We start from the raw sequence: 25,946 nt of genomic DNA, 5'->3' as shown, positions 1-25,946 counted from the left end.
GTATAAAAATAGTTAAAATTTTTTTGAGAAAGGTGGATAATATGAAAAAAATTAAAATGAAACATATGTTTTTAGCTCTAATGATTATTGTAAGTTTTTTGACTTCTGGTGTATCTGTAATGGCAAAAGGGAGCAACAGTAAAGCGGAAGGAACAGCTTCTATTAGTGCAATCCTGTTTGAAGATGTAAACGTCAACGGTCAACAGGAGACGGATGAGCCTGGAATGGAGGGAATCACCGTCAGATTACTAAACGAGTCTGGAACAGAAATTACGAAAACTATAACGAATGCACAGGGGAAATATACATTTGATAAGCTTGTATCAGATGTATATCAGTTAAAAGTAGACTATCCAGAGGGGTATATAAAGGTTACAAATGGATCTGTAAATTTCTCTTCTAGTGGGCTTTCTTTCCCGTTTGAACTAGATGAGGGGGAAATGTTTACGGATGCCTGGATTGGATTCCAGTCTACAGACCCAACTGTAACAGGAACCGTTTTTAATGATGAAAATAAGAGCGGTGATAAGGATACAGCAGAAAAAGGTTTTGCAGGAATCGAATTAGGTCTTTATGTAGCCGGAAGCACAAATCCTATTCAAACAGTCAAAACTGATGCAAATGGAAAGTATTCTTTTGTAAAGATTCCACCCGGTAAAACTTACGAAATAAAGCCAATTTCACTGCCATCCCAATATGAAATAATTAAAAATAGTAATTTTGATGAGAATGGGAAAAGCATTCAATTCGTTTTAGAAACACTAGATAAAAAATACAATGTAGACTTAGCATTATATGAAACGATTCCAGTAACTGGTATCAATGTGGAACCAAAAGAATTGATTCAGTATGTTGGAGATACTGGCAAATTGACAGTTACAATTACTCCAGAGAATGCAACGTATAAAGAGGTTTCTTACATCAGTGACGATCCAACTGTTATGACAGTGGATAAAGATGGAAACTGGGAAGCTAAAAAAGTTGGAGTTACGGTTATAAAAGTCAAGACTGAAAATGGCTTAACGTTTGAGGTAAATGTAACAGTCAAAGAAAGAGAAGGTGTTGGCGCTACATTCTATGACTATCCAAGATATTTGGGCTATTTTATACAGAAAGGAACAGGGACCGCGAAAAATTTTGATGATGATTATAATAATGTAGAACCTTACAAAGGTCTAGGAACTGATTATTATAAGGTAAAAAAAGTAGGATATGTGACGCTTAAAGACACTGGTCTTTATACTTTCTCGATTGAGGTAGATGATAATGGTGCCGTTTATTTAAATGACGAAAAAATTATTGATCGCGATAATATCACTGGAGGAACATTAAAGAATTTCCGCTATTTCAAAGCAGGACAAAGGATTAAAATTACAACGGAGCATTTTAATAAAGAAGCGCCGGTTTCCTATTTTCATTTAAGGTGGCAAACACCAAGTAACCCTTATTCTCCAAAAGCAATTCCAGATTCTGAAATTACAATGGAATAACTAGTTCATTTAGTCGCTATAACAGGTTGCTTACAAAAATGTAAGCAATCTGTTATTTTTTTCTATGGTGTGTTCGAATTATTTGGACTAGACTAACAACGTAGAGAAAAGGAGCGATAATGATGTTACAAGTAGAAAATTTATCTAAAACGTATGGACAAGAAATTAAATATGAAGCCTTAAAAGGATTGAATTTGACCGTTAATGACAGTGAATTTATTGGGATCATGGGGCCATCTGGAAGTGGAAAAAGTACCTTTTTGAACCTATTAGCAACAATCGATCAGCCAACAGCTGGACAGATTTTAATGAATGGAAAAGATCCAAATCAGCTGAATCAAGAGGAAATTGCTAAATTCAGACGAAGAGAGTTAGGCTTTATTTTTCAAAGTTTTAACTTGATGCCAACTTTAACTGTAGAAGAAAATATTGTATTACCCTTAACGTTGGATGGCGAAAAAATCTCAGTGATGAAAAAGAAACTTACTATTTTAGCGGACCGTTTAGGTATTGCAAGTTTATTAAAAAAACGAACTGCAGAAATTTCAGGTGGGCAGGCCCAACGTGTGGCTGTGGCTCGGGCAATGATTCATCAACCACAATTATTATTGGCGGATGAACCGACTGGAAATTTAGATACAAAATCATCAAAAGATGTAATGCAATTGTTGCAACAATTAAACGAAGAAGAAAAAGCAACGATTTTGATGGTGACTCACGATCCTCTAGCTGCAAGTTATTGCAAGCGAATTGTGTTTATCAAAGATGGTGAACTGATTGATGAGATCCATCATAATGGAAATCAAAAAGTGTTTTACGATGAAATCATGGTAAAACTATCTGAGATTGAAGGTGTCGATAATGAATTTTAGTCAATTTGTTATTCGAAACACTTTACGAAACAAACACCTGTACATGGCTTATTTCCTAAGTACCTTATTTTCTGTCATGGTGTTTTTCACATTTACGGTATTTGCTTTTCATCCAGCATTGTCTAATGGGCTAAATAAAAACGCACAAATGGGCATGCTGGCTGCAGCGATCATTATTTATGGTTTTGCATTTTTCTTTGTTCTTTATTCGATGGATGTGTTTATCCAATCTAGAAAAAAAGAATTTGGCCTGTTGATGATTCAAGGGATGAGCCCAAAGCAATTGAAAAAAATGATTTTTATTGAAAATCTAGTGATTGGATTTTTTGCGACAATCATTGGAAGCATTGCTGGAGTTGGTTTTTCACAAGTGATCTTATGGTTAAGTAATAAATTGATGCATGTGAATTTTGGTTTCTATTTTCCAGTACAAGCACTTGTTCTAACGATTATTTCGTTTGCTGTACTATTTTTAGCTATTTCGGTTTTCATTCAGTTCCGCTTACCAAAGTTGAGTTTACAGGAATTATTGAAAGCAGGAGATATCGGCAAAGGAACCATCAAAAGCTCACATATCAAAACTTTCTTAGCTATTTTGTTGATTGGCGTAGGATATGCAGTGGCTCTTTTAGTTAAAGGAATGCTAGTACCGATTGTCATGATCCCTGTGATTTTTCTCGTTGTGGTGGGGACACGTTTTTTATTCAATCAATTAAGTGTTTCAATTATTGAAGGATTGAAAAAGAAACAAACTATCTTTTGGAAAAAAACGAATATGGTTGTTTTTTCTGATTTAGCTTTTCGTATGAAAGATAATGCACGTTCATTTTTCTTAGTATCGATTATTTCCACTGTGGCCTTTGCCGCAATCGGTACATTGTATGGTTTTCAAAATATGATTTTAGAAAGTATGAACCAAGTACCATATGAATTCCAAATTTCAGGAACAGCGGAAGAAACAGCCGCTATAAAACAAAACTTCTCTCAATTATTGGCAGATAAAGGGATCCATGTTGAAGAAGGAGACCTAACGACCTATAAAAATGGAGATCAGGTTGAATTGATAAAAGAATCTGAGTATAATCACCTTGCAAAAATAGCAAAAAAACCAACCCTTCAAACGGAGGGGAAAGCGATTCAGCTGTTACCAAGCAACGTGACGGGAATGGAAGAAGCAAAAGTAAATGAAGTGACAGTAGCAGATGATGTGATTTTACCGATTACTAAAACAGAGAAAACGACTGTTGTCTCGGCTTACGGTACAACGGTTGTCGTACCAGATGATACAAATGTTCAAAATATGGAAAGTACGATCACAACTGTTTGGCAACCGCAAAATAGTAATTATGACGAATTGGTATCTGTAGGGAAATTCCAAGATAAAAATATGCCATTTATAGCAAAAAGTTATTCGCAACAAATGATCACGAATGGATACGCCCCAATTTTATTTGTGGGAATTTTTATCGGAATAGTTTTCTTTGTATCAGCTGGAAGTTTCCTTTATTTCAGATTGTATAGTGATATGGATGTCGATGTGGAGAAATTTAAGATGATTTATAAGATGGGGTTGGCGAAAAAAGAATTGAAGAAAATGATCTATCAACAAGTAGGTATCTTGTTCTTTACACCGATCATTGTCTCTGTGATCCACGGAGCGGTAGCGTTAACTGCAATGTATCATATGTTCAATATGGGGATGCAAATAGCTGGCTGGCAAGTGTTAGGCGTGTTCGTCTTGATTCAAGTTGTGTACTACTTGATAGCTCGTGTATTCTATTTTAAAAAAGTATATCGTTTAGTTCAAGCATCATAAAGACATACTAAGATTAGAGGGTAAACTCATCGACGGATAAGTTTACCCTCTATTTTTAGGTTTATAGTAAGAAGTGAAAGGAAGATCGACCATAACCTCTGCCAACGAGAACTCATCCACCCACTAGGCAACTCGAATTGTCTTGCTGCTTCACAGTAAGAAGCACCTGTCGTTTCTATAAAGTGTAATACATCTCGCTTAAATTCACTAGTATATTTTGTCAGTGAACGGTGTCTTTTGAGCCCTTCTTTCCCAAATAATTGATAGGAGTGTTTCCAATTGTAAATTAAGGCATTTGATGGGAGTCCGTATTTTTTAGCCAAGGCTCGTCCGCCCAGCGGGCTTTCTAGGTACTCTTTCACTAGCTTTAATTTGAATTCTACCTCATAATAACTCACAAAAAACAACCTCCAAAAATTGTATTTTTCACGTACAACTTTTGGGGATCACATCATTGTATCCTACTCACATTCTGTGATTAATCAAGGTTCCACGATTCCTTGGTCATCAATCCGACCAGAGAGTTCAACATCATTATCAGCGTAAAAAGATAGAGGAGTCTCTGAAGTTATAGGAGACTTTACAGCTTCTACTATGTCTTTTTGGAATTGTTTTATTCCCTCATCTGTTGTTGTGTCATATAAAACAGAGGGATGGCCTAAATCAAATGACAGGGGTTCACGATGTTTGTTTTGGATTTGGATTACTTGCTTTTTCAATGCTTTAGCATAGCCTAATTCGTAGTAACTATTCGGATCATGACTAGATAAATCAGTAATAATCAAATCCGCTTTTTCTAAACCATCATGAATTTTTTGCTCTATTTGGCGTTGATCTGTATCAAGATCAACTTTTAACAGGTCAAATGTTAATTTGTTTTTAACAAAGGCATCTTGAATGTAGCCAAACAGTAAATCGGTGTGACCTTTAAAATTACTGGTATTTTCATTGATTGGTGTTGTAAAGAAGCATACGTTTGTTTTCATAAAAAAGACCTCTTTTCTTATCTTTAAGTATAGCAACGATTGGAGAGTGAAACAAACAATACGAATGGAGATTGTTGAAGGGAAAATCAAAGGAATAAGAAATGTCTAAATCTGCGGACTAACCTAGATAACATATAGACAAATCGGGTACAATAAGTTATAGTATGAAGCGAATGTTTAGAAGAAATGAGGAAGAAAACTAGTGGAAAAAGCGTCCATTTATGGTTTAACAAAAGAAGAGCTGATCGCATGGTTCATCGAACATGACGAGAGAAAGTTCCGGGCCACTCAAGTATGGGAATGGCTTTATATTAAACGTGTCATGGCATTTACCGACATGACGAATTTATCAAAAGATGTCATTGAGTTATTAGAAGAAAACTTTATTATCAATCCTTTACGCCAAGTAATCATCCAGGAAGCAAAAGATGGCACAGTGAAATATCTTTTTGAATTACCAGACAAAAACATGATCGAAACGGTCTTGATGCGCCAAGAATATGGTATGTCTGTTTGTGTCACAACACAAGTGGGGTGTAATATTGGCTGTACTTTTTGCGCAAGTGGGCTACTGAAAAAACAACGCGATTTAACCGCAGGAGAAATTGTCGCTCAAATCATGCTGGTTCAACATTATTTTGATGAGCGTGGTCAAGGTGAACGAGTGAGCCACATTGTGGTAATGGGGATCGGTGAGCCGTTTGATAATTACGATAATTTAATGAACTTCCTACATACGATCAATGATCCTAAAGGTTTGGCAATTGGCGCACGCCACATTACTGTTTCAACAAGTGGGTTAGTGCCTAAAATCAAGGAATTTGCAAATAATGGCCTACAAGTCAATTTGGCGATTTCTCTTCATGCACCGAATAACGACGTTCGAACATCGATCATGCGTATCAACCGTAGCTTCCCAATTGAGAAATTAATGGAAGCAGTCGATGAATATTTGGAAAAAACGAATCGTCGAATCACATTCGAATATATCATGTTGAGTCATGTCAACGATCTACCAGAACATGCACAACAATTAGCTGATTTGTTAAAAGATAAGAAGAAGTTGACGTTTGTTAACTTGATTCCCTATAATCCAGTCAGTGAACATGATCAATATAGTCGTAGTGAAAAAGCGGATGTTATGAAGTTCTATGATATTTTGAAGAAAAACGGTGTTAACTGCGTTATTAGAAAAGAATATGGTACAGATATTGATGCCGCTTGTGGACAATTGAGAAGTAAGCAAATCAAAAAAGCAAGCAAAACTCGTTAGTTAAACCATACTAAGACAGAAGTTTATTTCCGAAGGGATTACTTCTGCCTCACTGTTTATTTGTATTTAGGGTGTGAAACAAAAGTGATTGTTACTTTTGTTTCACACCCTTTTGTTATTTTTCAGGTAAAATAGTGAAGCCATAATCTACAATATGTTCTTTTAAATAACGTAAATATTCTTCACCCATCGGAGATAAGGACATTTGAGCAGGTCGAATCCAACCAATCTCCATTGTTTCGTCCACTTCAAGAGGTAATGCCACAATGTTTTCATCATTTAATTCACGGCTTAATACACCTGAACTGATCGTATAACCGTCTACTCCAATCAAAAAATTGAACAACGTTGCTCGATCACTAACACGGATACTTTTTTTATTGTAACGTGTACTTAAAATTTCTTCTGAAAAGTGAAAGGAATTAAATTGACCTTGTTCAAATGAAAGGTAAGGGAAATCTTCTAAATCTGCTAAAGTTACTGATTTTTTTCCAACCAAAGGATTCTTTTTACTAACAAAAACATGTGGATGAGCGGTAAATAGAGGTTGAAAGAGTAGTTGCTTTTCTTTTAATAATTTACGGATCACTTTTTCATTAAAGGTATTCAAGTATAAAATACCTAACTCGCTTTGAAAGGTACTGACATCTTCTATAATATTATTGGTTTGTGTTTCACGAAACGTAAATTCATATTCATTTTTTTCGTAAGATTTGATCAATTGTACAAATGCATGAACAGCAAACGCATAGTGTTGCGCAGAAACTGAAAATAATCTTCGACGAGTTTCGGTGCCTTTGTATTTTTCTTCCATCAAATCGACTTGCTCCAGAATCTGACGAGCATAGGATAAAAATTCAGTTCCTTCTGTGGTAAGAACCATTCCTTTTTGTGTGCGTTGAAAAATCTGAATATTCATTTCTTCTTCTAATTCCTTTACAGCTGTTGAAAGGCTTGGCTGAGTGATAAAGAGATGTTTTGCCGCTTCATTGACAGAACCTAATTCCACGATTTTTACGATATAATCCAATTGCTTGATCCGCATGATCTACCCCCCTCTTTTTAATTAATCGTATTGAACCTACGTAACTTTGCGTTGATAATTATAATTAAATAAGCTTAGATTTCAACTTGGATCACTTGTACGCCCTGTTTCTCGATTTCTCGAATCACTTCAGGAGCAGCAAATGTATCTGTGATTAAATAATTAATATCTTTAATCATTCCACTCGTAAAATTAGAGGAAAATCCAATTTTACGATAATCTGCAACAACAATCACTAAGCCATTTGTTCGTTCAATGATGAGCGAATTTATTTTAGATTCATGTAAGACGGAAGTAGTAATCCCATTTTCGATACTAAGCCCAGAGCATCCGATAATTGAAATGTCAGAAGACATTTTTGAAAAAGAGTCAATTGCAATATCCCCCACTAAGGCTTCTTTAGGAAAACGAATTTCACCACCGGATAAAATCACGGTTGAATTTGGATTATGATCCAGATTGGCGACTTTGACATTATTTGTGACAATCGTTACACGTTTATTTTCTAAATTTTTTAAAGAGGAAAGCGCTGTAGAGCCTGTGTTGATAAATAATGTATTGCCCTCTTTAACAAATTCGGCTGCTTTCTTTGCAATCACATTTTTTAAAATTTCAATTTCTTCATTGTAATCTTCTATACCAGTTTTTGGAACGATTTGTGCTTTTCCATGAGCGCGTTGAACCAAGCCCATCTTTTCCAGCGCCGTTAGATCACGACGGACAGTTATTTCTGAAACACCAAGTTTCAGGCTTATCTCTTTCACTAACAAACTTGTTTCTTTATTCAGTAATTCAAGTAGTTTATCTCTACGATTTTTGATTGTTTGGTGCGAGCTTTTCATTTAAAATCCTCCCTTCTAAATCATTTGAGCAACTGCAAGTGTATTGCCAAGTGTTTTAGCTTCTTTTAACGAACGATATCCTTCCGGCAGCCTATTTAGCTTAAGTAAACACTGGCCTTTTAGGTAGAGCAGATAAGTTAACTCTCGGTTATTTAATCGATTTTGATCAATTAAATTTAATTCACTTAAACAGTTGTTATTTCTATTTTGATGAAAATATCTTACTCCAGCAATTTCATTCCATGAAAACAATCCCCGCATTTGCTTCTTCTTAACATTTTTTAGTTTAAACAAATTTTCTAGACAAGTATTTAAATTTTCTTCATCTTTTAAAAAAGAAAAGCAATACATTTGCGTATGATAATAGATGAAGAGGTAATCGAATGTGGAGTGAAAGAAATGGTGATTCTTATGTAAATGTTTCAAACAATCAGGGTAATTCCCTTCGTCTAACAAACATAAGCTGTCAAAAATAATAATAGACTGTTTGAAGCCATTAAACAAATCTTTTTTTTGCAGTTTTTCTTTTAGAGCGATTGCTTTTTTCAACTCACACTCAACAGTCAGCGCAACAATCATTTTTTCGTAGATACATTTTAAATACTCAAAAAGGAGAACTACACTCAGTACAATACCGCCAAGACCACCAAAAATAAGCTTTGCTCCTACTTCATGAGTATGAGTGATCAGATAGCAGATATAGAGGGCAAACAACCCATAAACAATCCATAAAGAAATTTTTTTTCCAACATAAATAATTTTCCAAATTAAATGCTTCATATTTCTCACCTCACCGAAACTATATCATAAAAGGGTTGATATGAACATAAAAAAAGACAAATAAAGCTATTTGAAATCATTAAATGACAAAAACGTTCTTAAAAAGTTTTAAACGATCATATAAATAGATTGAAAACGTTTCATAATATTGTAAAATGAAAATGTAATTGAGATTAAGACAATTCGGAGGGATCATATGGCAACAATTCATGATGTAACAAAAGAAAGTTGGATTTTAAGTACTTTTCCTGAATGGGGAACCTATTTAAATGAGGAAATTGAGCAAGAAGACGTCAAAGTGGGAACAGTTTCCATGTGGTGGTTAGGCTGTACAGGAATTTGGCTAAAATCACATGAAGGAACAAATGTTTTATGCGATTTATGGTGTGGTACAGGAAAACGATCACATGGTAATGGGAAAATGAAAAAGGGACATCAGATGATGCGGATGAGTGGATGCGAAAATATGCAGCCTAATCTTAGAACACAACCTTTTGTGATCGATCCGTTTGCAATCAAAGATGTGGATGCTTTGGTTGTTACTCATATTCATTCGGATCATTTAGATATCAATACGGCTGCAGCAGTTCATCAGAATTGCCCTGATGCCCGTTTTATTGGACCGAAGGAAGTTGTTGCTACTTGGTTAAAATGGGGGATTCCTGAATCGAAAACAACAATTGTAAAACCTGGCGACCGTGTTTCGATCAAAGATATAGAGATTGTCGCTTTAGAGGCTTTTGATAGAACAGCCTTAGTAACTTGCGAAGATCCAGAAGTGATATTAAAAGGTAGATTACCGCAAGATATGGATGAAATTGCCGTTAATTATTTGTTTGAAACGAGCGGAGGCAGTATTTATCATGCTGGTGATTCTCATTATTCTAACCTGTTCGCCAAACATGGTAATGAACATAAAATCGACGTTTGTTTAGGTGCCTATGGAGAAAATCCTCGGGGAATCACGGATAAAGTAACATCAGTCGATATGTTGCGTATGGCAGAAGCTTTGAATGCAAATGTTGTTATCCCCGTACATTATGATATTTGGGCAAACTTTATGGCTGATCCAAAAGAAATTACAGAAATCTGGAAATTTAAAAAAGATCGCTTAGACTATCAATTTAAACCTTTTATTTGGCAAGTTGGTGGAAAATTTACGTATCCAAATGATAAAGACAAACTTGAATTTAACTTCTATCGCGGTTTTGATGATGTCTTTACAACAGACAACGATACACCATTTCCATCATTTTTATAAGAAGGGAGAAACTGGATGTTAAAGTATTTTTACGATAATAATTTGATTCGATTCTGTGAAGAAACACCTGAAAATTGGGAAGAGGCTGTGATTCTTAGCTGTCAGACTTTATTGGAAAAAGGAATGATCACGCAACAATATATAGATGAAATCGTAGAATGCGTTCAAAAGTATGGACCATACATCGTAATCGTTCCAGGCGTAGCTATGCCACATTCGTCAGAAGACAGTCAAGGTGTTTTAGGAACAGCGATTTCATTTACAAAAATGAAACAAGATGTGAGTTTTGAAGAAGGGAATACGGAAAAAAATGCTCGTTTATTTTTCACATTAGCAGCTAAAAATAGCGAAGAACATGTAGAAAATATTTCGAGATTATCAGAAATGCTGATGACAGATGGATTGATTGAAGCATTGATGACAATTGAGACGATTGAGGAGTACAAAAACGTGATGGCAACTTTTGATCTATAGAGAGAAGGGGAGTAAATGACACAAGTAGTAGATTTTCTGATGGGGATTTGGGATTATTTCGCTGCAAATATTTTAACACAACCAGCATTTTTAATTGGGTTTATCGTTCTATTAGGTTATGTTCTGCTAAAAAAACCATTGTATGAAAGTATTGCTGGTTTTTTAAAAGCAACTGTTGGCTATTTGATTTTAACTGTTGGATCTGGTGGTTTAGTTAATAATTTTAGACCAATCCTAGTTGGTTTAAAAGAACGTTTCAATTTAGATGCCATGGTCATTGATCCTTATTTTGGTCAAAATGCTGTAACAGCAGGAATTGAAGAAACGTTTGGACGAACATTTAGTGATACGATGATATTATTATTGATTGCGTTTGTCATGAATATCTTATTGGTTCGATTTAAAAAATATACAAAGTTACGGGCAGTTTTTACAACTGGTAATGTTCAAATTCAACAAGCCGCAACGGCATTTTGGATTTTGTTGTTTTGCTTTCCTGATTTAGATCAAATTCAAATACTGTTGATCATGGGCCTTATTTTAGGCTGTTATTGGGCTGTCGGTTCAAACTTAACAGTGGATATCACGCAAGATTTAACTGAAGGGGCAGGCTTTGCAATCGCACATCAACAGATGTTTGGTGTTTATATCTTCGCTCGATTAGCAGAAAAAATGAAAAAAGATAAGAACAATCGCAAATTAGAAGATGTACAATTGCCAGGATTTTTATCAATTTTCAATGAGAATATGGTTGCAACGTCCATTTTGATGCTCTTCTTCTTTGGGGTTATTTTAGTTGTATTAGGGCCCGCATATTTGATTGAGGCAGGGTTTATGGTAGAAGGACAAAGTTTTGTTTTCTATATATTACAAACAGCATTGTACTTTGCGGTTTATCTCGCTATTTTACAACTAGGAGTGCGAACTTTCGTTTCAGAGTTAACAGAGTCATTCCAAGGAATATCGAATACGTTGTTACCAGGTGCAGTGCCGGGGATCGATGTTGCGGCGACATTTGGCTTCGGTTCGCCCAATGCAGTTACGATAGGTTTTTTATTTGGTGCGTTAGGACAGTTTATAACAATCGGATTATTGATTCTATTTAAATCACCAGTGATCGTTATTGCCGGCTTTATTCCATTATTTTTTGATAATGCGGTGATTGCTGTTTATGCAAACAATCGTGGTGGATTTAAAGCTGCTTGTATGTTCCCGTTTATTTCAGGTGTGATTCAGGTACTAGGATCTGCTTTGATAGCAGCATTTATCGGCTTGTCGCAGTACGGTGGATATATAGGGATGTTTGACTGGGCAACGGTTTGGCCAGTGATGACTTTAGTGATGAAATATTTAGGTTATTTTGGTGTCGCATTCGTAGTTATTTTGTTACTGGCAATTCCACAATTGCAATATCGAGCAAATCCTGAAGGCTATTTCTTGATAGCTGAAGACTATGATGAGTATGTAAAAAAAATGGCGGCAAAAAAATAAAGGGATGTGGGCTTAGTCATGATGTTTTACATGGAAACATCATGACTGAAGATGAACCGATATTGAAAAGTACAAGACGAAGTGAAGTATTAATACCCTATCATCTTTAACTATGTAGACTATTTTTTTGAAAAATATCAAAAGAGCTCTTTCAGCTTTTAAATTTAGGAGGAAATTAAAATGAGAGTATTAGTATCATGTGCAAATGGATCAGGAACAAGTTTAATGATGAAAAAAAGTGTTGAGAAAGCATTGAAAGAATTAGGCTTTAACATTACGAATATTCACCATTGTGCAATTTCAGAAGGGAAAAGTACTGCAGGACAGTATGATGTTGTATTTTGTCCGATGAATTTTCTAAACATGTTCGAAGATGCTAAGAAAAAGGGAATTACAGTTGTTGGTGTGAAAAATGTCATGTCTGCTAAAGAAATCAGTGAACGTGTGCAAGAAACTGAATTAGCTACTAAATTTAAATAGTTAAGGTAGAAGTGATTGCATCGTGTTTAAGAGTACTCTAATCATATAAGCAGAAGCAATTTTTAAAAGTTTGAGTACTTCTGCTTATATGATTAGTTATCACAGACAGTAGTAAGGAGAGAAAGTAATGAGTAGACCTAATTTACAGGTAGCATTAGATCATTCAGATTTACCCAGTGCAATCAAAGATGTGGTAACAGTCGGTGAAATTGTAGATATCGTGGAAGTTGGAACGATTCTTTGTTTGCAAGCGGGAGAAGACGCTGTTCGCTGTATTCGCGCATTGTATCCAGATAAAAAAGTAGTTGCAGATACTAAATGTGCAGATGCTGGCGGCACTGTGGCAAAAAATTGTCGAGAAGCCGGGGCAGATTGGATGACGGTCATATGTTGCGCAACGATTCCAACAATGAAAGCGGCAGCGAAAGAAGTTGAAGAAGTTCAAGTCGAATTGTATGGTGACTGGACATATGAACAGGCTCAAAAATGGTTGGATGCGGGTATTTCCCAGGCGATTTATCACCAAAGTCGAGATGCACTCTTAGCAGGTGAAACATGGGGAGAAAAGGATTTAGCAAAAGTCAAAAAATTGATTGAGATGGGCTTTAGAGTTTCGGTTACTGGCGGATTAGATGTGGAAACATTGAAATTATTCAAGGACCTTGATGTCTATACATTTATTACAGGTCGAGGTATCACAGCTTCAGTTGATCCTAAAAAAGCAGCCATGGATTTTCAAAATGAAATAAGACGCATTTGGGGGTGACATGGATGACTACAATCGGAATCTACGAGAAAGCGCTCCCGAAAAATATAAGTTGGAAAGAACGTCTTTTACTTGCAAAACAATTAGGATTTGATTTTATTGAAATGTCGATCGACGAAACAGACGAACGCCTAACAAGAGTAGACTGGACAAGTGCCGAGCGTAAAGAAGTGAGAGAAGCAATTGCTGAGACTGGTGTGAAAATATTATCCATCTGTTTAAGTGGACATCGGCGTTTTCCTTTTGGTTCAGAAAATCCAGATAAAAGAGCAACTGCGTTGAATCTAATGGAAAAAGCGATTCATTTGGCATCTGATATTGGTATACGAACCATTCAACTTGCAGGTTATGATGTTTATTATGAAGCAAAAACTTTGACATCAAGAGAATACTTTATTGAAAACCTAAAAAAAGCGGTAGCGATGGCTGCATCAAAGGAAATTGTTTTGTCAATAGAGATCATGGATGATCCATTTATTAACTCTATCTCTAAATATTTAAAAATCAAAGAGCAAATTCGGTCACCATACTTACAGGTATATCCTGATTTAGGAAATTTATCTGCGTGGGCAGAAAATGATGTTGGCTATGAATTAGAAATCGGGATCGATCAAATTTCTGCGATTCATTTGAAAGATACGTTGGCTGTAACGGATCAGTTTCCCGGAAAGTTTAAAGAAGTACCATTTGGTAGTGGCTGTGTTGATTTTTTAGGATGTCTCAAAACTTTAAAACGTTTAGAATATGCAGGTCCATTTTTAATTGAGATGTGGAGCGAAAATAGCGATAAACCTGAAAAAGAAATCCAACAAGCCAAAGCATTTCTTTTTCCATTCTTAAAGGAGGCGGGCTATAGTGTCAACTAAAATATTGATTGAAGAAATGAAAGAACGTGTTTTCTCTGCAAACTTGGCTTTGCCAGATGCTGGATTAGTCAAGCTTACTTGGGGAAATGTCAGTGAAATCAATCGAGAGGCCGAACTGATTGTTATCAAGCCTAGTGGTGTTCCTTATTGTAAAATGGAGGCTTGCGATATGGTTGTGACTGACTTGAATGGTGAGGTAGTGGAAGGCAAATTAAAGCCATCCTCTGATTTAGCTACTCATATTGAATTATACAAAGCATTCAACGAGATTCAGTCAGTGGTCCATACTCATTCAAAAAATGCAGTCATATGGGCACAAGCTGGTCGGGGAATACCAGCATATGGTACCACTCATGCAGATACATTTTATGGTGTTGTTCCTTGTACGCGACAGTTAACATCAGAAGAAGTTTCTTTAGCTTACGAACGGGAGACAGGAAAAGTGATCATAGAAACATTTAAGGAAAAAAATATTGCCCCTTTAGTAGTTCCTGGGGTACTAGTCTATGGTCACGGACCCTTTACTTGGGGAGAAACACCTCAAAAAGCTGTAGAAAATAGTATTGTTTTAGATGAGATTGCTGAGATGGCGTCTGTAACAGAAGTTGTAAATGATTCGATTTTGCCAATACCTCAATATCTTTTAGATAAGCATTATTTTAGAAAACACGGTGCAAATGCCTATTATGGACAAACTTAAAATAAATTATTTTCATTAGAAAGTACAGATAAGTCTAAAGAAGGCTTTGTCTGTACTTTTTTTTGGGCAGTACTTGAATTTACGTTCAAAAAAGCTATACTAGTAAAATAACTTATAAGAGAGAAAGAGGATGAGTATGGAGCAGAATCAATTAAAACGTGAAATTTCTTTATTTGGCGCTTTTTCAACAGTTATGGGTACTGTTATTGGAGCGGGTGTTTTTTTTAAAACAGCAAGTGTGGTTAGTTTTGCTCAATCATCAAGTTTAACCATTTTTGCCTGGATATTAGGGGGTATTTTAACGTTATGTGCGGGATTAACGAGTGCTGAATTAGCTACGGCTATTCCAAAAACGGGTGGAGCTGTTAAATATATCGAATATACATATGGAAAGCTACCAGGTTTTTTACTTGGTTGGGCGCAAAGTGTGATTTATTTTCCTGCTAATATTGCGGCATTATCGATTATTTTCAGCACACAATTTATTCACTTATTTCATTTGTCTAGTGACTTTCTTTTGCCGGTAGCCTTGGTAACTGGATTAAGTGTCACCTTAATCAATTTGTTGGGAACTAAAGCAGCTTCGAATTTGCAATCATTTACACTGGTTATAAAAATGATCCCAATTGTATTGATTGTGTTGGTAGGTCTTTTTATGCCAGCCAATGTTGAGGTATCCGTGATTCCCATTAAAGCTGGTGGAGATAGTAGTTTCATCCAAGCACTTAGCGGTTCCTTACTAGCGACTATGTTTGCTTATGATGGTTGGCTGGGAGTTGGGGCTGTGGCTGGTGAAATGAAACGACCAGAAAAAGATTTGCCTAAGGCGATTTTTTTAGGCTTAACGTTTATCACCTTTGTATATGTTTTGATTAATTTTGTTTTTCTTAAAACATTACCAATCGAACAACTTTCTGGAAATTTAAATGCTGCATCAGAAGCTGCTATTCATATTTTTGGTTCGATTGGTGGTAAATTAGTCACTATTGGCATTTTGATCTCAGTCTATGGGGCGTTAAATGGGTACACGTTAACAGGGATTCGAGTTCCTTATGCATTAGCATTGGATGGGATGATTCCATGTAGCAAGCAATTTCAAAAATTATCCAAAAGATTTGTCGTTCCGTACATTTCTGGAATTTTTCAATTTGGCATTGCAGCAATCATGATGTTTTTAGGTAGTTTTGATTTATTGACAGATATGTTGATCTTTGTTATGTGGCTGTTTAGCTTATTGATTTTTTCTGCGGTGTTGATTCTAAGAAAAAGAGAACCAGAGCTGAATCGTCCTTATAAAGTTCCATTTTATCCGGTTATTCCTATTATAGCGATTTTTGGAGGACTATTCATTCTAATCACTACGTTGTTCACACAAACACTATTAGCAAGTGTTGGTATTGGTATAACCTTGCTAGGAGTTCCAGTCTATCTATTAAATCAAAAAGTAAAAGGATTAAAAAGTAAATAATCTTCATTTATTGTCAAAAATTTATCACTTTGTACTAAGAGATTGAGAAAATCTTTAAAGATTATTTGGTATAATAAAGTTGATCTAAGTCTTTGTCGTTAGATAAAGCAGTGCTCTTGTTCAACCCTTTTGAGCAAGAGCTACTTTTTCTCAAAAATTTTAATAAAATTAACAATTTCTGAAAGTTATTCCAATCAATTTTTTAGTATAATAGATATATCAAAACGATAAACTATTTTGGGGAAGATAGTGCATCAGAACTCTTGATAAAGCCGTAAGTGTTGATTTTCAACATTTAGGGCTTTATTTTTATTTATTGGTAAATGGACAGAATCAAGAAATAATGAAACACTATTTTTAAACGTATATTTGGATTTAGAGAATGAGGTGAAACTAATTTTTAGTTTTGTCTCATTTTTTTCTTTTTTACACAGATAATGCATAAAGTTGCGTATATTGTTTTAAGGAGGGAAGAAGATGGATATTAAAGAGCTTTCTTTAAGGCTAATAGAATGGGGACTGACAGAATATGTACAAGATATCTATATTTTGCCAACGGAGAATAAAGTTCAAGTATTTACAAGGAAAGGAAAGCACAAAATAATTTTTAAAGAATTAGATGAAGAAGATGGCGAAAAATTAATTTTTCATTTTAAATTTATTGGCAGTATGGATGTTGGCGAAAAAAGAAAAGCACAGGTTGGCGCTGTGACTTATGCGATCAATCAGAGAGGGATACGATTGCGATTATCGACAGTAGGAGATTTTAGACAACGGGAGAGCTTAGTGATTCGCTTTTTACATGTTTTTGGCAATAGTCAGGAAAATTATTTTTTACCAAAACAATTAATGAGTGTCAGAAAACATATCAAACGTCGTGGATTACATCTATTTTGTGGACCGGTTGGATCTGGTAAAACGACACTGATGTATAAGTTGGCAAAAGAGACAGATCAATTTCAGCAAGTGATTACAATAGAAGATCCAGTTGAAATTGAAGAACCATCATTTCTTCAGTTGCAGACCAATACTAAAATCGATCTGACTTATGATGTGTTGATCAAGGCCTGTTTACGTCATAGACCAGACATTTTGATCATTGGTGAAATTCGAGATGGGCTTACAGCACAAGCTGCAATCAGAGCCGCGTTAACTGGACATACAGTATTTGCAACGATTCATGCGAGAAGTGTGACTGGAGTATATGAAAGGCTGGCTGAATTAGGCGTTCAGCAAAGAGAAATCGGAGAATGTGTAACAGGTATAATTTATCAGCGATTATTGCCTTTTAAGATGACTAACAACAAAGAGTTAAGTGGATTGCTTATGGATTATAATTTTTCAGAAAAAATGTCTTCTAATTGGTCAGCTGAATTAAGAAAGGTTTGGGCGTATGGATTTATCGATAATCAAACATTTGAAGAAGAAAAAGAACATTAAACTATCAAGTATTCAACAGCAATTGTTTATCCAGTTGTTAGCAGATTTATTGAGTAATGGATTTACGATTCAAGAAAGTTTAATGTTTATGAAAAAATCTCGTTCAATTTCAGAATCTGTTATCGATTACTTGATCGATAAGATGGAACGTGGTGATTCGTTTTATGGTAGATTAGCTAGACTAGGATTTAAGACAACAATCGTTACTCAAATTGAATTTGCTCAAACACATGGTGATATAGCAGGAACATTAAATAAAATCAAACAACATATGAAACTTGTGGACAAACAGCAGCAAAATTTCTATAAAGTAATCAGTTATCCGATACTACTTTTGCTTTTTTTAACCGTTGTTTTGATAAGTATTCGTCAAGTGTTACTACCTCAATTAATGACAAATGGCACAATTCAAGCCGATAATATCGGAATCAAATTTATTCGGCAAAGTCCATATTATATACTGACCATTTTATTGGCATTAACAAGTATGATTCTTTTGACACGTTGGTATTTGAGCAAAAAAACCTTTTTAAAAAAAGCTGAATTTATTGCGAAGATACCACTTGTAGGTAATCTATATAAAGAATACAATTCAGCATTTTTCGCACTTGAATGGGGTAAATTATTTTCTCAAGGATTAGAGATCAAAATGGTCATCCAGTTGATGCGCGGAACTGATCAGATATCTTTGATGAGTGAACTGGCGGAAAGGATTGAAGAACAATTGATGTCAGGCTATACGTTTTATGAACAGTTACCCAGATTTAGTTTCTTTTCGCCAGAGTTATCGTTGATTATTCAGCAAGGACAGATAAAAGGGAATTTAGGAAAAGAGTTAATTTTATATAGCGAACTTTGTTGGCAGCATTTTTTTAAGCGCATGGAAAAAATAATTCAATGGATCCAACCAATTATTTTTTTAATTGTTGCATTATTGGTAGTTAGTATTTATGCTGCAATGCTTTTACCTATTTATGGAGGAATGGAGGATTTTTTATGAACACGCAAAAACAACGAATAAAATATAAAGGATTTACCTTGTTAGAAATGCTTGTAGTACTATTGATTATTTCTGTTTTAATCTTACTATTTGTTCCAAATCTTTCAAAACATAAAGAAGGTGTAGATAAAAAAGGCAATGAAGCAATTGTTAAGATCGTTGAAACACAAATCGATCTTTATACTATGGAGAAAAATCAATCCCCTACTGTAGAGCAGTTGTTAAAAGAAGAATATATTACCCAAGAGCAGTACGACAAGTATCAGGCGAGCAAGTAAGGATTATGAATGTGAAGGGATTTACATTAATAGAATCGTTAATAGTGTTGTTTATTTGTACGGTATTTATGTTACTACCAACACTTAGTATTAATAAATGGAAACAAGCTTTGGAGGTTGATCAATTTTTATCGTCTTTTGAGAAAAAATTGCTTTTTACACAGCAAATGGCAGTTGTAAATACAATCGATACACAAATTATATTTTTGGAGCAGGCTAAACAAATTAAGTTTAAAGATGGACAAGTAGTTGAAAAGGGACTCACAATACCAGTATCGTTACAAACTGTTGGACCAGATAAGCTTACGTTTAAAAAAGGTTCTGGAAATATCGACAAACTATCCAAATTTTCTTTTTCATGGACGGAAAAAAATCAATTGATTGAATTTCAATTTCAATTAGGGAGTGGTCGCTATGTTAAGAAAATCAACCGGTTATAGCGGCTATGTTTTCCTTGAAAGTTTGATTGCATTAGGGTTAATGTGTTTGATTATTGGCAGTTATCTTTCATTAAATACTTTTTTACTAAAAAAGAATAAACACGCAACTAATCAATTAATACTTTACAGAGTTTTATATGAAGAAATGAAACACTTTGAAAATTACGGAGGACCGCTGTTACGAGATATTCATACAGAGAATGGCGACTATCAACTACGCGTTTATCAAGTTGCAAATAAGTTGATCGAAGTGGAGGTTATAGGTGAAAATGAGCATTTTGAAATTAAGAAAGAGTAACCTACGGAATGATCTTTTAGGATTTACATTATTAGAATCATTACTTGCGCTGTTCCTATTATCAATTATTTGCATGCTTTTTTCAGCTTCAATTAAAAATGCAGCTATTGTAACGAATCAACTGAAAAGTGAGCGGCAAAAAGAATGGCAGATTTTTGTGATCCAACTAGAAAATGAATTGAGAAATTGTCGTTATGAAAATACCCAAATAAACAAAATAATGCTTAGAAATAAAAAAAATAACAAACAGGTTTGGATCGAGCATAAATTAGGCAAAATTGTAAAAGTAGAAAACGGAGGGTATCAGCCTCTTTTAATGGGGGTCAAACAAGTCAAGTTTGTAGAGGAAGATAAATCTGTCGTAATAAAAGTAATATTTGAAAATAACTTAAATGTTACTGCAAAGTGGATTATCACGCGTGAGCATGAGTATGAATATGAATAAGAGATACAAAGGTGGCGTATTACTTACAGCATTATTATTTGTTTTTTTGTTTAGTTTCATTTTTACATTCGTTTTGGAAGATTTTCAGCTCACACAAAGATTTACCAAAAAAACCAAAGAGTATTATATCGCTAAGACAATGTTGAGCATGTTTCTTGCAGACCTTAAAGCAGAGAAGAGAGCACTTGTAAAAAAAGGACAACAGAATTTTTCCACAGGAATATTACGGTACGAATATAATCAACCAATATTACACGTTACCATTCATTTAAACCAAACAACATATAAATTTCAAGAACAATATCAAGAAGAAAACAAACCAAATCAAACTAAGTCATCTAACTAACTGAATAGTGAAATGACAAGAATTAAGAATCTGTGAAATGTGTATCAAACTTATGCTAAAAAAGACTAATACAGCGATTCGTTTTTAAATGAAAATCAATTAGAAGTCTTTTATTATTTTCCAAAAAAATGAGAGTAGTTCAATGATTTTCAAATATTATTAGGAAATTGATTGATTATTGTCTGATTTTTCGTTAAAATAGAACAGGTATAAAAATTGTTATATTATAGAAGGAAATTGAGGTGTTTCACTTGTTCCCTGAGAAAATAGAAAAGGCTTTCGGTTTAATGGAACAGGCTATCGGATTACTTAAACGATCTTTGGATACTTCTTTTTTAGATGCCTACATTGAAAATGGTGAAAATATCATTGATAATTTTCAAGTGCGTGTGCAAGACGATGTGCCAGATGGACAAACTGTTCAAAAACTTAAAGACATCTATGAACAACTACAAGCAATCGAATTAGAACCAGAAGAGATTAGACGTTTGTCACAGTTGATTTTACTTAAAGGGAATAAAGTAGAATCCTTACAGGCAAATCATCAATTAACGCCGGATAGTATTGGCTTTTTATTTGTTTATTTGATCGAGCAACTGTATAGTAAAGAGCAATCGCTAAAAGTATTGGATATTGCAACTGGGATGGGAAATCTACTTCTGACGATCATTCTCAACTTAAACATAGCGAAGTATACAGCTCAAGGCTTTGGTGTGGATATTGACGATACCTTATTGTCTGTTTCAGCAACGAACAATGAATGGACAAAGGCTGCAATACAACTATTCCATCAAGATGGATTACAGGACTTACTTGTCGATCCTGTTGATGTAGCTATCAGTGATTTGCCAATCGGTTATTATCCGAATGATGAAAAAGCAAAAGACTTTGATTCAGCAGCAGAAGAAGGCCATAGCTATGCACATCATTTATTGATGGAACAAGCAATGAAATTTGTTAAACCAGACGGATATGGACTATTTTTGATACCAACCAATATTTTAGAGACAGAACAAAGTTCATTCTTCAAAAATTGGCTGCAAAAAAATGTGTATCTACAAGGGATGATTCAGTTGCCTGATGAACTTTTTAAATCAGTCCAATCAAGCAAAAGTATTCTGTTTGTACAAAATAAAGGTAAACATAGTGAACAAGTAAAAGAAGTACTAGTTGCAAAACTAGGTTCATTAAAAAATCCTGCAAAAGTAACTCAATTTTTTAAACAATTTGAGGCTTGGAAGTCTTCGAATTTAAAATAAAACAACTGATAAAGAGGAGAGTATTATGTCTAAAACAATTGCAATCAATGCTGGAAGTTCAAGTTTAAAATGGCAGTTATATCAAATGCCAAATGAAGAAGTTATCGCTAAAGGAATCGTTGAACGTATTGGTTTAAATGATTCAATCTTCACAATTAAATACGGTGAAGATAAGAAATATGAAGAGATCATCGACATTAATGATCATGATGTTGCAGTAAAAATGTTATTAGATAAATTGACTGAATTGAACATTTTAGCTTCTTATGATGAAATTACAGGTGTTGGTCACCGTGTAGTTGCAGGTGGAGAAGACTTTAAAGATTCTGTTGTGATCGATGATGAAGTGTTAGCAAAAATCGAAAAATTAGCAGATCTTGCACCTTTACACAATCCAGCAAATGCAATGGGAATCAAAGCCTTTAAAAAAATCTTACCTGATATTATCAGTGTTGCGGTTTTTGATACAGCTTTCCATACAACAATGCCAAAACATAATTTTTTATACAGCATTCCAACTGAATACTATGACAAATACGCAGCTCGTAAATATGGGGCACACGGAACAAGCCACAAGTATGTTGCAGACCGTGCAGCAGAAATGCTGGGTCGCCCAATTGAAGAATTAAAAATCATTACTTGTCACCTTGGTAATGGAGCTTCAATCACAGCGGTTGATGGTGGTAAATCTGTAGATACATCAATGGGCTTCACACCGCTTGCTGGCGTAACAATGGGCACTCGTTCTGGAGATATCGATCCTTCTTTACTGGCTTACTTAATGGAAAAACTTGAATTAACAGATATCAAAGATATGATTGATATCTTAAATAAAAAATCAGGTTTACTTGGTTTGACTGGTATTTCTAGTGATATGCGTGATTTAGAAGCAAACATGGACAAAGAAGCAGTTCAAGTAGCATATGATATCTTTACAGATCGTATTCGTAAATACATCGGTAGTTATGTAACTGTATTAAACGGCGTTGATGCAATTGTCTTTACTGCGGGTATTGGTGAAAATGATTCACACGTTCGTAGCGAAGTAATCAAAGGTATGACTTGGTTCGGTTGTGAGCTAGATGATGATAAAAACAATGTTCGTGGAAAAGAGTCAGTTATTTCTACTGAAGAGTCTAAAGTAAAAGTATTGTTGATTCCAACAGATGAAGAATTAATGATTGCTCGTGATGTCGAGCGTCTAAGAAAATAAATTTTAAATTAAAAAGAAGCAACTCGCCTTTTAACGAGTTGCTCCTTTTTTTGTATCAATTCATTCATTATCTTGTTGAACGGGTATTTTATTGTCTAAGTCAGTTCTTACGACTAGAACATCGCAAGCTGCATTACGAATAACATATTCAGAAACAGAACCAATAAACAATCGTTCCACAGCATTTAAACCAGTAGCACCTAACATAATCAAATCAACATCATGATCTTGAGGCAATTGTTTAGCGATTAAAGGTTTTGGTGAACCGTATTCAATCACACTAGAGACTCTTTCACAGCGCTGTTCTTTAGCTTGTTCCTTGTATCCTTCTAATGTTTGTTTCGCCATTTCAGTAGCTTGTTCAGCTAACACACCATCAAAAGAAGAAACGGATTGGAACGCTCGTGTGTCAATAACATGAGCTAATAATAATTCTGCATCATTTCTCATAGCAACATTCATTGCTTTTTGAAAAGCTAGTTCCGCCTCAGATGAGCCGTCGACAGCAACCATGATTTTACGATAATTTTGTAACATTTTAATCACTCCTTTCAATTTTTGAAAATACATAATTCATTATACTTTAATTGTAGAACAAAATGACAAAAAAGCAAATAAAAAAAGAAGATACAATTACAGAATCTTCTTGGCTAACATCACGGTAAATATAGCTGAAATAGCAAGTAAACTAAAAATATAGAACAAAGAAAAAAAGGTCAAATTAAAGATCCCAACTAAAATACCGATAGCAGCTAAAATCAAATAAAAAATACCAAACTGATGTAAGAACTGAATAGTTTCATCAGGTTCACCGTCGTGTATCAATGGTAAAAAAACGTGTGCCTTTTTTAATAAATAGAGCCCAATAATAACTAATAAAGCCACAGACATAAAAATAAGTATGCGAACCATGCATCAAACCTCCGTCAAATAAAAAACAATTTGCACTTCGCAAATTGTCTAAAAAACTAAAATAAAAATGGTAAAATCCGTCGATGCCGTTATTCGTCCTATAGTATTGAACCCGCAAACAAAGCAGGTGGGTTCCACGACTGACAGCTTCGAACTACCAAATGATAAGGCATGTTACCAGCTTAGGTACCAGAAGGATCCCTAGATATCAATAAAATGTTCGGTCAACACACAAAAAAGACAACGCGTACATCACAGATTTACCATCTTTATAATAGCACAATATAAACCAAACAGCAACGAGGGTGCTTAGATTTGAGAGCGGATCGTTTTTTTATTTCTTATTCTTTTTCCACTCTTGAATGCGTTGATACTGCTGGTGCAATGCTTGTTCATATTTTCCATTATCGACAGGTTCATAGTAATGAGCTTGTTTTATTTTATCAGGAAGGTATTGTTGATCGACCCAAGCATTTTCAAAATTATGAGGATATTGATAGCCAATTCCACGATTCAATTCTTTTGCGCCTGAATAGTGACTGTCTCGCAAATGATCAGGAACATCTCCAGCTTTTCCTTCTCTTATGTCGGCTAAAGCTGCGTCAATTGCGCTGATAGCAGAATTTGATTTTGGAGACAAGCATAAATCGATAACTACGCTGGCAAGTGGAATCCTTGCTTCTGGGAAACCAAGCTTTTCAGCGGCTTGGACAGCTGTTATCGTGCGAGCAGCTGCGGGCGGATTACCTAACCCAATATCTTCGTATGCAATCACCATCAAACGACGACAAATAATCGGTAAATCACCTGCTTCAACTAGTCTAGCTAAATAGTGAAGTGCAGCATCAACATCACTGCCACGAATCGATTTTTGAAATGCGGAAATCACATCATAATGGGCATCGCCGTTTTTATCATGCGTCAATGCTTTACGTTGGACACATTCTTCAATGATCGAAAGAGTGATCTCGACTTTTTTATTTCCATTTTCAGGTGTGGATTTTACAGCTAATTCAAGTCCGTTTAAAGCGCTACGTAAGTCACCATTTGTAGCACGTGATAAATGGAGCAAAGCTTTTTCTTCTAATACAACTGAAAATTCGCCCAAACCTCGCTCTGTATCCGTTAATGCTTCTTTGATTGCTTTTTGAATATCAAGTTCGGTCAAGGGCTTGACTTCAAAAATTTGTGTTCGACTTCGAATGGCTGGATTGATTGTAATATATGGATTCTCAGTCGTTGCCCCGATCATAATGATGCGACCACTTTCAAGATGAGGCAATAAAAAATCTTGTTTTGTTTTATCTAAACGATGAACTTCATCTAATAATAAAATCACAGTTCCACTCATTTTTGCTTCTTCGGCGACAATTTGCAGATCTTTTTTTGTATCTGTTGCAGCATTCAGTAAGCGAAAGGCGTAGTTTGTAGAACCCGCAATGGCACTGGCGATGCTGGTCTTACCAGTACCAGGTGGACCGTATAAAATCATAGATGAAAGCATGCGCGCTTCAACCATCCGACGAATGATTTTCCCAGGCCCAACAAGATGTTGTTGCCCAACGACCTCATCTAAATTGCGTGGTCTCATGCGATAAGCTAAAGGTTTTTGCATGGTTGAACCTCCTTATTTTAAAAGCGTAGCGGGCTCGTTAAGCTCTGACAAAGAAATAGGGAAAGCTGAGAATGGCTCTCTAATCTAAAA

At 35.1% G+C, this 25,946-nt stretch carries 29 protein-coding genes and 1 other RNA gene; 21 read left to right on the top strand and 9 right to left on the bottom strand.

Annotation, left to right across the window (positions count from 1 at the left end; genetic code table 11):
• Nucleotides 1-41 precede the first annotated feature (41 nt).
• The 3 genes from IGJ34_RS10955 to IGJ34_RS10945 all read left to right on the top strand — a co-directional run bounded on the left by IGJ34_RS10955 (nucleotide 42) and on the right by IGJ34_RS10945 (nucleotide 4,178).
• Complete coding sequence (locus tag IGJ34_RS10955) at nucleotides 42-1,490, top strand: SdrD B-like domain-containing protein (protein WP_430597456.1); 1,449 nt, start codon at nucleotides 42-44, stop codon at nucleotides 1,488-1,490.
• A gap of 122 nt (nucleotides 1,491-1,612) precedes the next feature.
• Complete coding sequence (locus IGJ34_RS10950) at nucleotides 1,613-2,362, top strand: ABC transporter ATP-binding protein (RefSeq protein ID WP_430597455.1); 750 nt, start codon at nucleotides 1,613-1,615, stop codon at nucleotides 2,360-2,362.
• Nucleotides 2,352-4,178 (top strand): ABC transporter permease, encoded by a 1,827-nt coding sequence (locus tag IGJ34_RS10945; RefSeq protein WP_430597454.1) that lies wholly within the window; start codon nucleotides 2,352-2,354, stop codon nucleotides 4,176-4,178. Before IGJ34_RS10950 ends, IGJ34_RS10945 begins: the two co-directional genes overlap by 11 nt.
• A gap of 26 nt (nucleotides 4,179-4,204) precedes the next feature.
• Here the strand turns inward: IGJ34_RS10945 and IGJ34_RS10940 are convergent, their stop codons facing one another.
• Both IGJ34_RS10940 and IGJ34_RS10935 read right to left on the bottom strand, forming a co-directional pair.
• A complete protein-coding gene (locus IGJ34_RS10940) occupies nucleotides 4,205-4,576 on the bottom strand; it encodes a transposase (protein ID WP_206837386.1) in 372 nt (123 codons plus the stop codon).
• 84 nt (nucleotides 4,577-4,660) lie between these two features.
• On the bottom strand, nucleotides 4,661-5,164 hold the full coding sequence (locus tag IGJ34_RS10935; RefSeq protein WP_206837391.1) for a hypothetical protein: 504 nt from the start codon (nucleotides 5,162-5,164) through the stop codon (nucleotides 4,661-4,663).
• Nucleotides 5,165-5,366: 202 nt separating this feature from the next.
• Between IGJ34_RS10935 and rlmN the strand changes: the two genes are divergently transcribed.
• Nucleotides 5,367-6,437, top strand: coding sequence for a 23S rRNA (adenine(2503)-C(2))-methyltransferase RlmN (gene rlmN / locus IGJ34_RS10930; RefSeq protein ID WP_206837395.1), 1,071 nt, complete (start codon nucleotides 5,367-5,369; stop codon nucleotides 6,435-6,437).
• 115 nt (nucleotides 6,438-6,552) lie between these two features.
• Here the strand turns inward: rlmN and IGJ34_RS10925 are convergent, their stop codons facing one another.
• From IGJ34_RS10925 to IGJ34_RS10915, 3 genes are all read right to left on the bottom strand, one after another.
• Nucleotides 6,553-7,482, bottom strand: a complete 930-nt coding sequence (locus tag IGJ34_RS10925; protein ID WP_111247732.1) for a LysR family transcriptional regulator — start codon at nucleotides 7,480-7,482, stop codon at nucleotides 6,553-6,555.
• A 74-nt stretch (nucleotides 7,483-7,556) separates the two neighbouring features.
• Nucleotides 7,557-8,324, bottom strand: a complete 768-nt coding sequence (locus IGJ34_RS10920; RefSeq protein ID WP_430597453.1) for a DeoR/GlpR family DNA-binding transcription regulator — start codon at nucleotides 8,322-8,324, stop codon at nucleotides 7,557-7,559.
• A gap of 15 nt (nucleotides 8,325-8,339) precedes the next feature.
• A complete protein-coding gene (locus IGJ34_RS10915; protein WP_430597452.1) occupies nucleotides 8,340-9,104 on the bottom strand; it encodes a hypothetical protein in 765 nt (254 codons plus the stop codon).
• 196 nt (nucleotides 9,105-9,300) lie between these two features.
• Between IGJ34_RS10915 and ulaG the strand changes: the two genes are divergently transcribed.
• The 17 genes from ulaG to IGJ34_RS10830 all read left to right on the top strand — a co-directional run bounded on the left by ulaG (nucleotide 9,301) and on the right by IGJ34_RS10830 (nucleotide 23,329).
• Nucleotides 9,301-10,365, top strand: coding sequence for an L-ascorbate 6-phosphate lactonase (ulaG, locus tag IGJ34_RS10910; protein ID WP_430597451.1), 1,065 nt, complete (start codon nucleotides 9,301-9,303; stop codon nucleotides 10,363-10,365).
• Nucleotides 10,366-10,380: 15 nt separating this feature from the next.
• A complete protein-coding gene (locus IGJ34_RS10905; RefSeq protein ID WP_430597450.1) occupies nucleotides 10,381-10,839 on the top strand; it encodes a PTS sugar transporter subunit IIA in 459 nt (152 codons plus the stop codon).
• A gap of 15 nt (nucleotides 10,840-10,854) precedes the next feature.
• A complete protein-coding gene (locus IGJ34_RS10900; protein WP_430597449.1) occupies nucleotides 10,855-12,330 on the top strand; it encodes a PTS ascorbate transporter subunit IIC in 1,476 nt (491 codons plus the stop codon).
• 180 nt (nucleotides 12,331-12,510) lie between these two features.
• Nucleotides 12,511-12,810 carry a PTS sugar transporter subunit IIB gene (locus IGJ34_RS10895; RefSeq protein WP_069655171.1) on the top strand — a complete coding sequence of 100 codons (300 nt, stop codon included), beginning with the start codon at nucleotides 12,511-12,513 and terminating at the stop codon, nucleotides 12,808-12,810.
• A 127-nt stretch (nucleotides 12,811-12,937) separates the two neighbouring features.
• Nucleotides 12,938-13,576 carry a 3-keto-L-gulonate-6-phosphate decarboxylase UlaD gene (locus tag IGJ34_RS10890; protein WP_430597448.1) on the top strand — a complete coding sequence of 213 codons (639 nt, stop codon included), beginning with the start codon at nucleotides 12,938-12,940 and terminating at the stop codon, nucleotides 13,574-13,576.
• Between the two features lie 5 nt (nucleotides 13,577-13,581).
• Nucleotides 13,582-14,442, top strand: coding sequence for an L-ribulose-5-phosphate 3-epimerase (locus IGJ34_RS10885; protein ID WP_430597447.1), 861 nt, complete (start codon nucleotides 13,582-13,584; stop codon nucleotides 14,440-14,442).
• Complete coding sequence (locus tag IGJ34_RS10880; protein WP_430597446.1) at nucleotides 14,432-15,142, top strand: L-ribulose-5-phosphate 4-epimerase; 711 nt, start codon at nucleotides 14,432-14,434, stop codon at nucleotides 15,140-15,142. The genes IGJ34_RS10885 and IGJ34_RS10880 overlap by 11 nt, the downstream gene beginning before the upstream one ends.
• 136 nt (nucleotides 15,143-15,278) lie before the next feature.
• Nucleotides 15,279-16,610: an APC family permease gene (locus tag IGJ34_RS10875; RefSeq protein ID WP_430597445.1), complete on the top strand. Its 1,332-nt coding sequence runs from the start codon at nucleotides 15,279-15,281 to the stop codon at nucleotides 16,608-16,610.
• Between the two features lie 477 nt (nucleotides 16,611-17,087).
• Nucleotides 17,088-18,050: a competence type IV pilus ATPase ComGA gene (comGA, locus tag IGJ34_RS10870; protein ID WP_069655176.1), complete on the top strand. Its 963-nt coding sequence runs from the start codon at nucleotides 17,088-17,090 to the stop codon at nucleotides 18,048-18,050.
• On the top strand, nucleotides 18,004-19,050 hold the full coding sequence (gene comGB, locus IGJ34_RS10865; RefSeq protein WP_430597444.1) for a competence type IV pilus assembly protein ComGB: 1,047 nt from the start codon (nucleotides 18,004-18,006) through the stop codon (nucleotides 19,048-19,050). Before comGA ends, comGB begins: the two co-directional genes overlap by 47 nt.
• Nucleotides 19,047-19,328: a competence type IV pilus major pilin ComGC gene (comGC, locus tag IGJ34_RS10860; RefSeq protein WP_111247722.1), complete on the top strand. Its 282-nt coding sequence runs from the start codon at nucleotides 19,047-19,049 to the stop codon at nucleotides 19,326-19,328. The genes comGB and comGC overlap by 4 nt, the downstream gene beginning before the upstream one ends.
• Before the next feature lie 5 nt (nucleotides 19,329-19,333).
• A complete protein-coding gene (comGD, locus tag IGJ34_RS10855) occupies nucleotides 19,334-19,768 on the top strand; it encodes a competence type IV pilus minor pilin ComGD (protein ID WP_069655179.1) in 435 nt (144 codons plus the stop codon).
• The gene (gene comGE, locus IGJ34_RS10850) at nucleotides 19,743-20,066 is read left to right on the top strand and encodes a competence type IV pilus minor pilin ComGE (RefSeq protein WP_069655180.1); all 324 of its coding nucleotides are present in this window, start codon (nucleotides 19,743-19,745) and stop codon (nucleotides 20,064-20,066) included. The genes comGD and comGE overlap by 26 nt, the downstream gene beginning before the upstream one ends.
• Nucleotides 20,038-20,511, top strand: a complete 474-nt coding sequence (comGF, locus tag IGJ34_RS10845; RefSeq protein WP_242596257.1) for a competence type IV pilus minor pilin ComGF — start codon at nucleotides 20,038-20,040, stop codon at nucleotides 20,509-20,511. The genes comGE and comGF overlap by 29 nt, the downstream gene beginning before the upstream one ends.
• Nucleotides 20,498-20,857, top strand: coding sequence for a competence type IV pilus minor pilin ComGG (comGG, locus tag IGJ34_RS10840; protein WP_242596258.1), 360 nt, complete (start codon nucleotides 20,498-20,500; stop codon nucleotides 20,855-20,857). Before comGF ends, comGG begins: the two co-directional genes overlap by 14 nt.
• A 251-nt stretch (nucleotides 20,858-21,108) precedes the next feature.
• Nucleotides 21,109-22,116 carry a class I SAM-dependent methyltransferase gene (locus IGJ34_RS10835; protein WP_430598534.1) on the top strand — a complete coding sequence of 336 codons (1,008 nt, stop codon included), beginning with the start codon at nucleotides 21,109-21,111 and terminating at the stop codon, nucleotides 22,114-22,116.
• A 25-nt stretch (nucleotides 22,117-22,141) separates the two neighbouring features.
• Nucleotides 22,142-23,329 carry an acetate/propionate family kinase gene (locus tag IGJ34_RS10830; protein WP_069655183.1) on the top strand — a complete coding sequence of 396 codons (1,188 nt, stop codon included), beginning with the start codon at nucleotides 22,142-22,144 and terminating at the stop codon, nucleotides 23,327-23,329.
• A 60-nt stretch (nucleotides 23,330-23,389) separates the two neighbouring features.
• On the opposite strand, the gene IGJ34_RS10825 is transcribed toward IGJ34_RS10830, so the two are convergent.
• The 4 genes from IGJ34_RS10825 to IGJ34_RS10810 form a co-directional block, all read right to left on the bottom strand.
• A complete protein-coding gene (locus IGJ34_RS10825) occupies nucleotides 23,390-23,866 on the bottom strand; it encodes a universal stress protein (RefSeq protein ID WP_430597443.1) in 477 nt (158 codons plus the stop codon).
• A 96-nt stretch (nucleotides 23,867-23,962) separates the two neighbouring features.
• Complete coding sequence (locus tag IGJ34_RS10820; protein ID WP_069655185.1) at nucleotides 23,963-24,241, bottom strand: hypothetical protein; 279 nt, start codon at nucleotides 24,239-24,241, stop codon at nucleotides 23,963-23,965.
• A 70-nt stretch (nucleotides 24,242-24,311) separates the two neighbouring features.
• Nucleotides 24,312-24,505, bottom strand: a non-coding RNA gene (gene ssrS / locus IGJ34_RS10815) — 6S RNA.
• Between the two features lie 70 nt (nucleotides 24,506-24,575).
• Complete coding sequence (locus tag IGJ34_RS10810; RefSeq protein WP_430597442.1) at nucleotides 24,576-25,856, bottom strand: replication-associated recombination protein A; 1,281 nt, start codon at nucleotides 25,854-25,856, stop codon at nucleotides 24,576-24,578.
• Between the last annotated feature and the right edge of the window lie 90 nt (nucleotides 25,857-25,946).

Source organism: Enterococcus sp. AZ177 (genome assembly GCF_050544585.1).
GTDB lineage: Bacteria > Bacillota > Bacilli > Lactobacillales > Enterococcaceae > Enterococcus_L > Enterococcus_L plantarum.
Note: the sequence above shows the minus strand (reverse complement) of the source record. Positions and strands in the feature narration are given on the sequence as shown.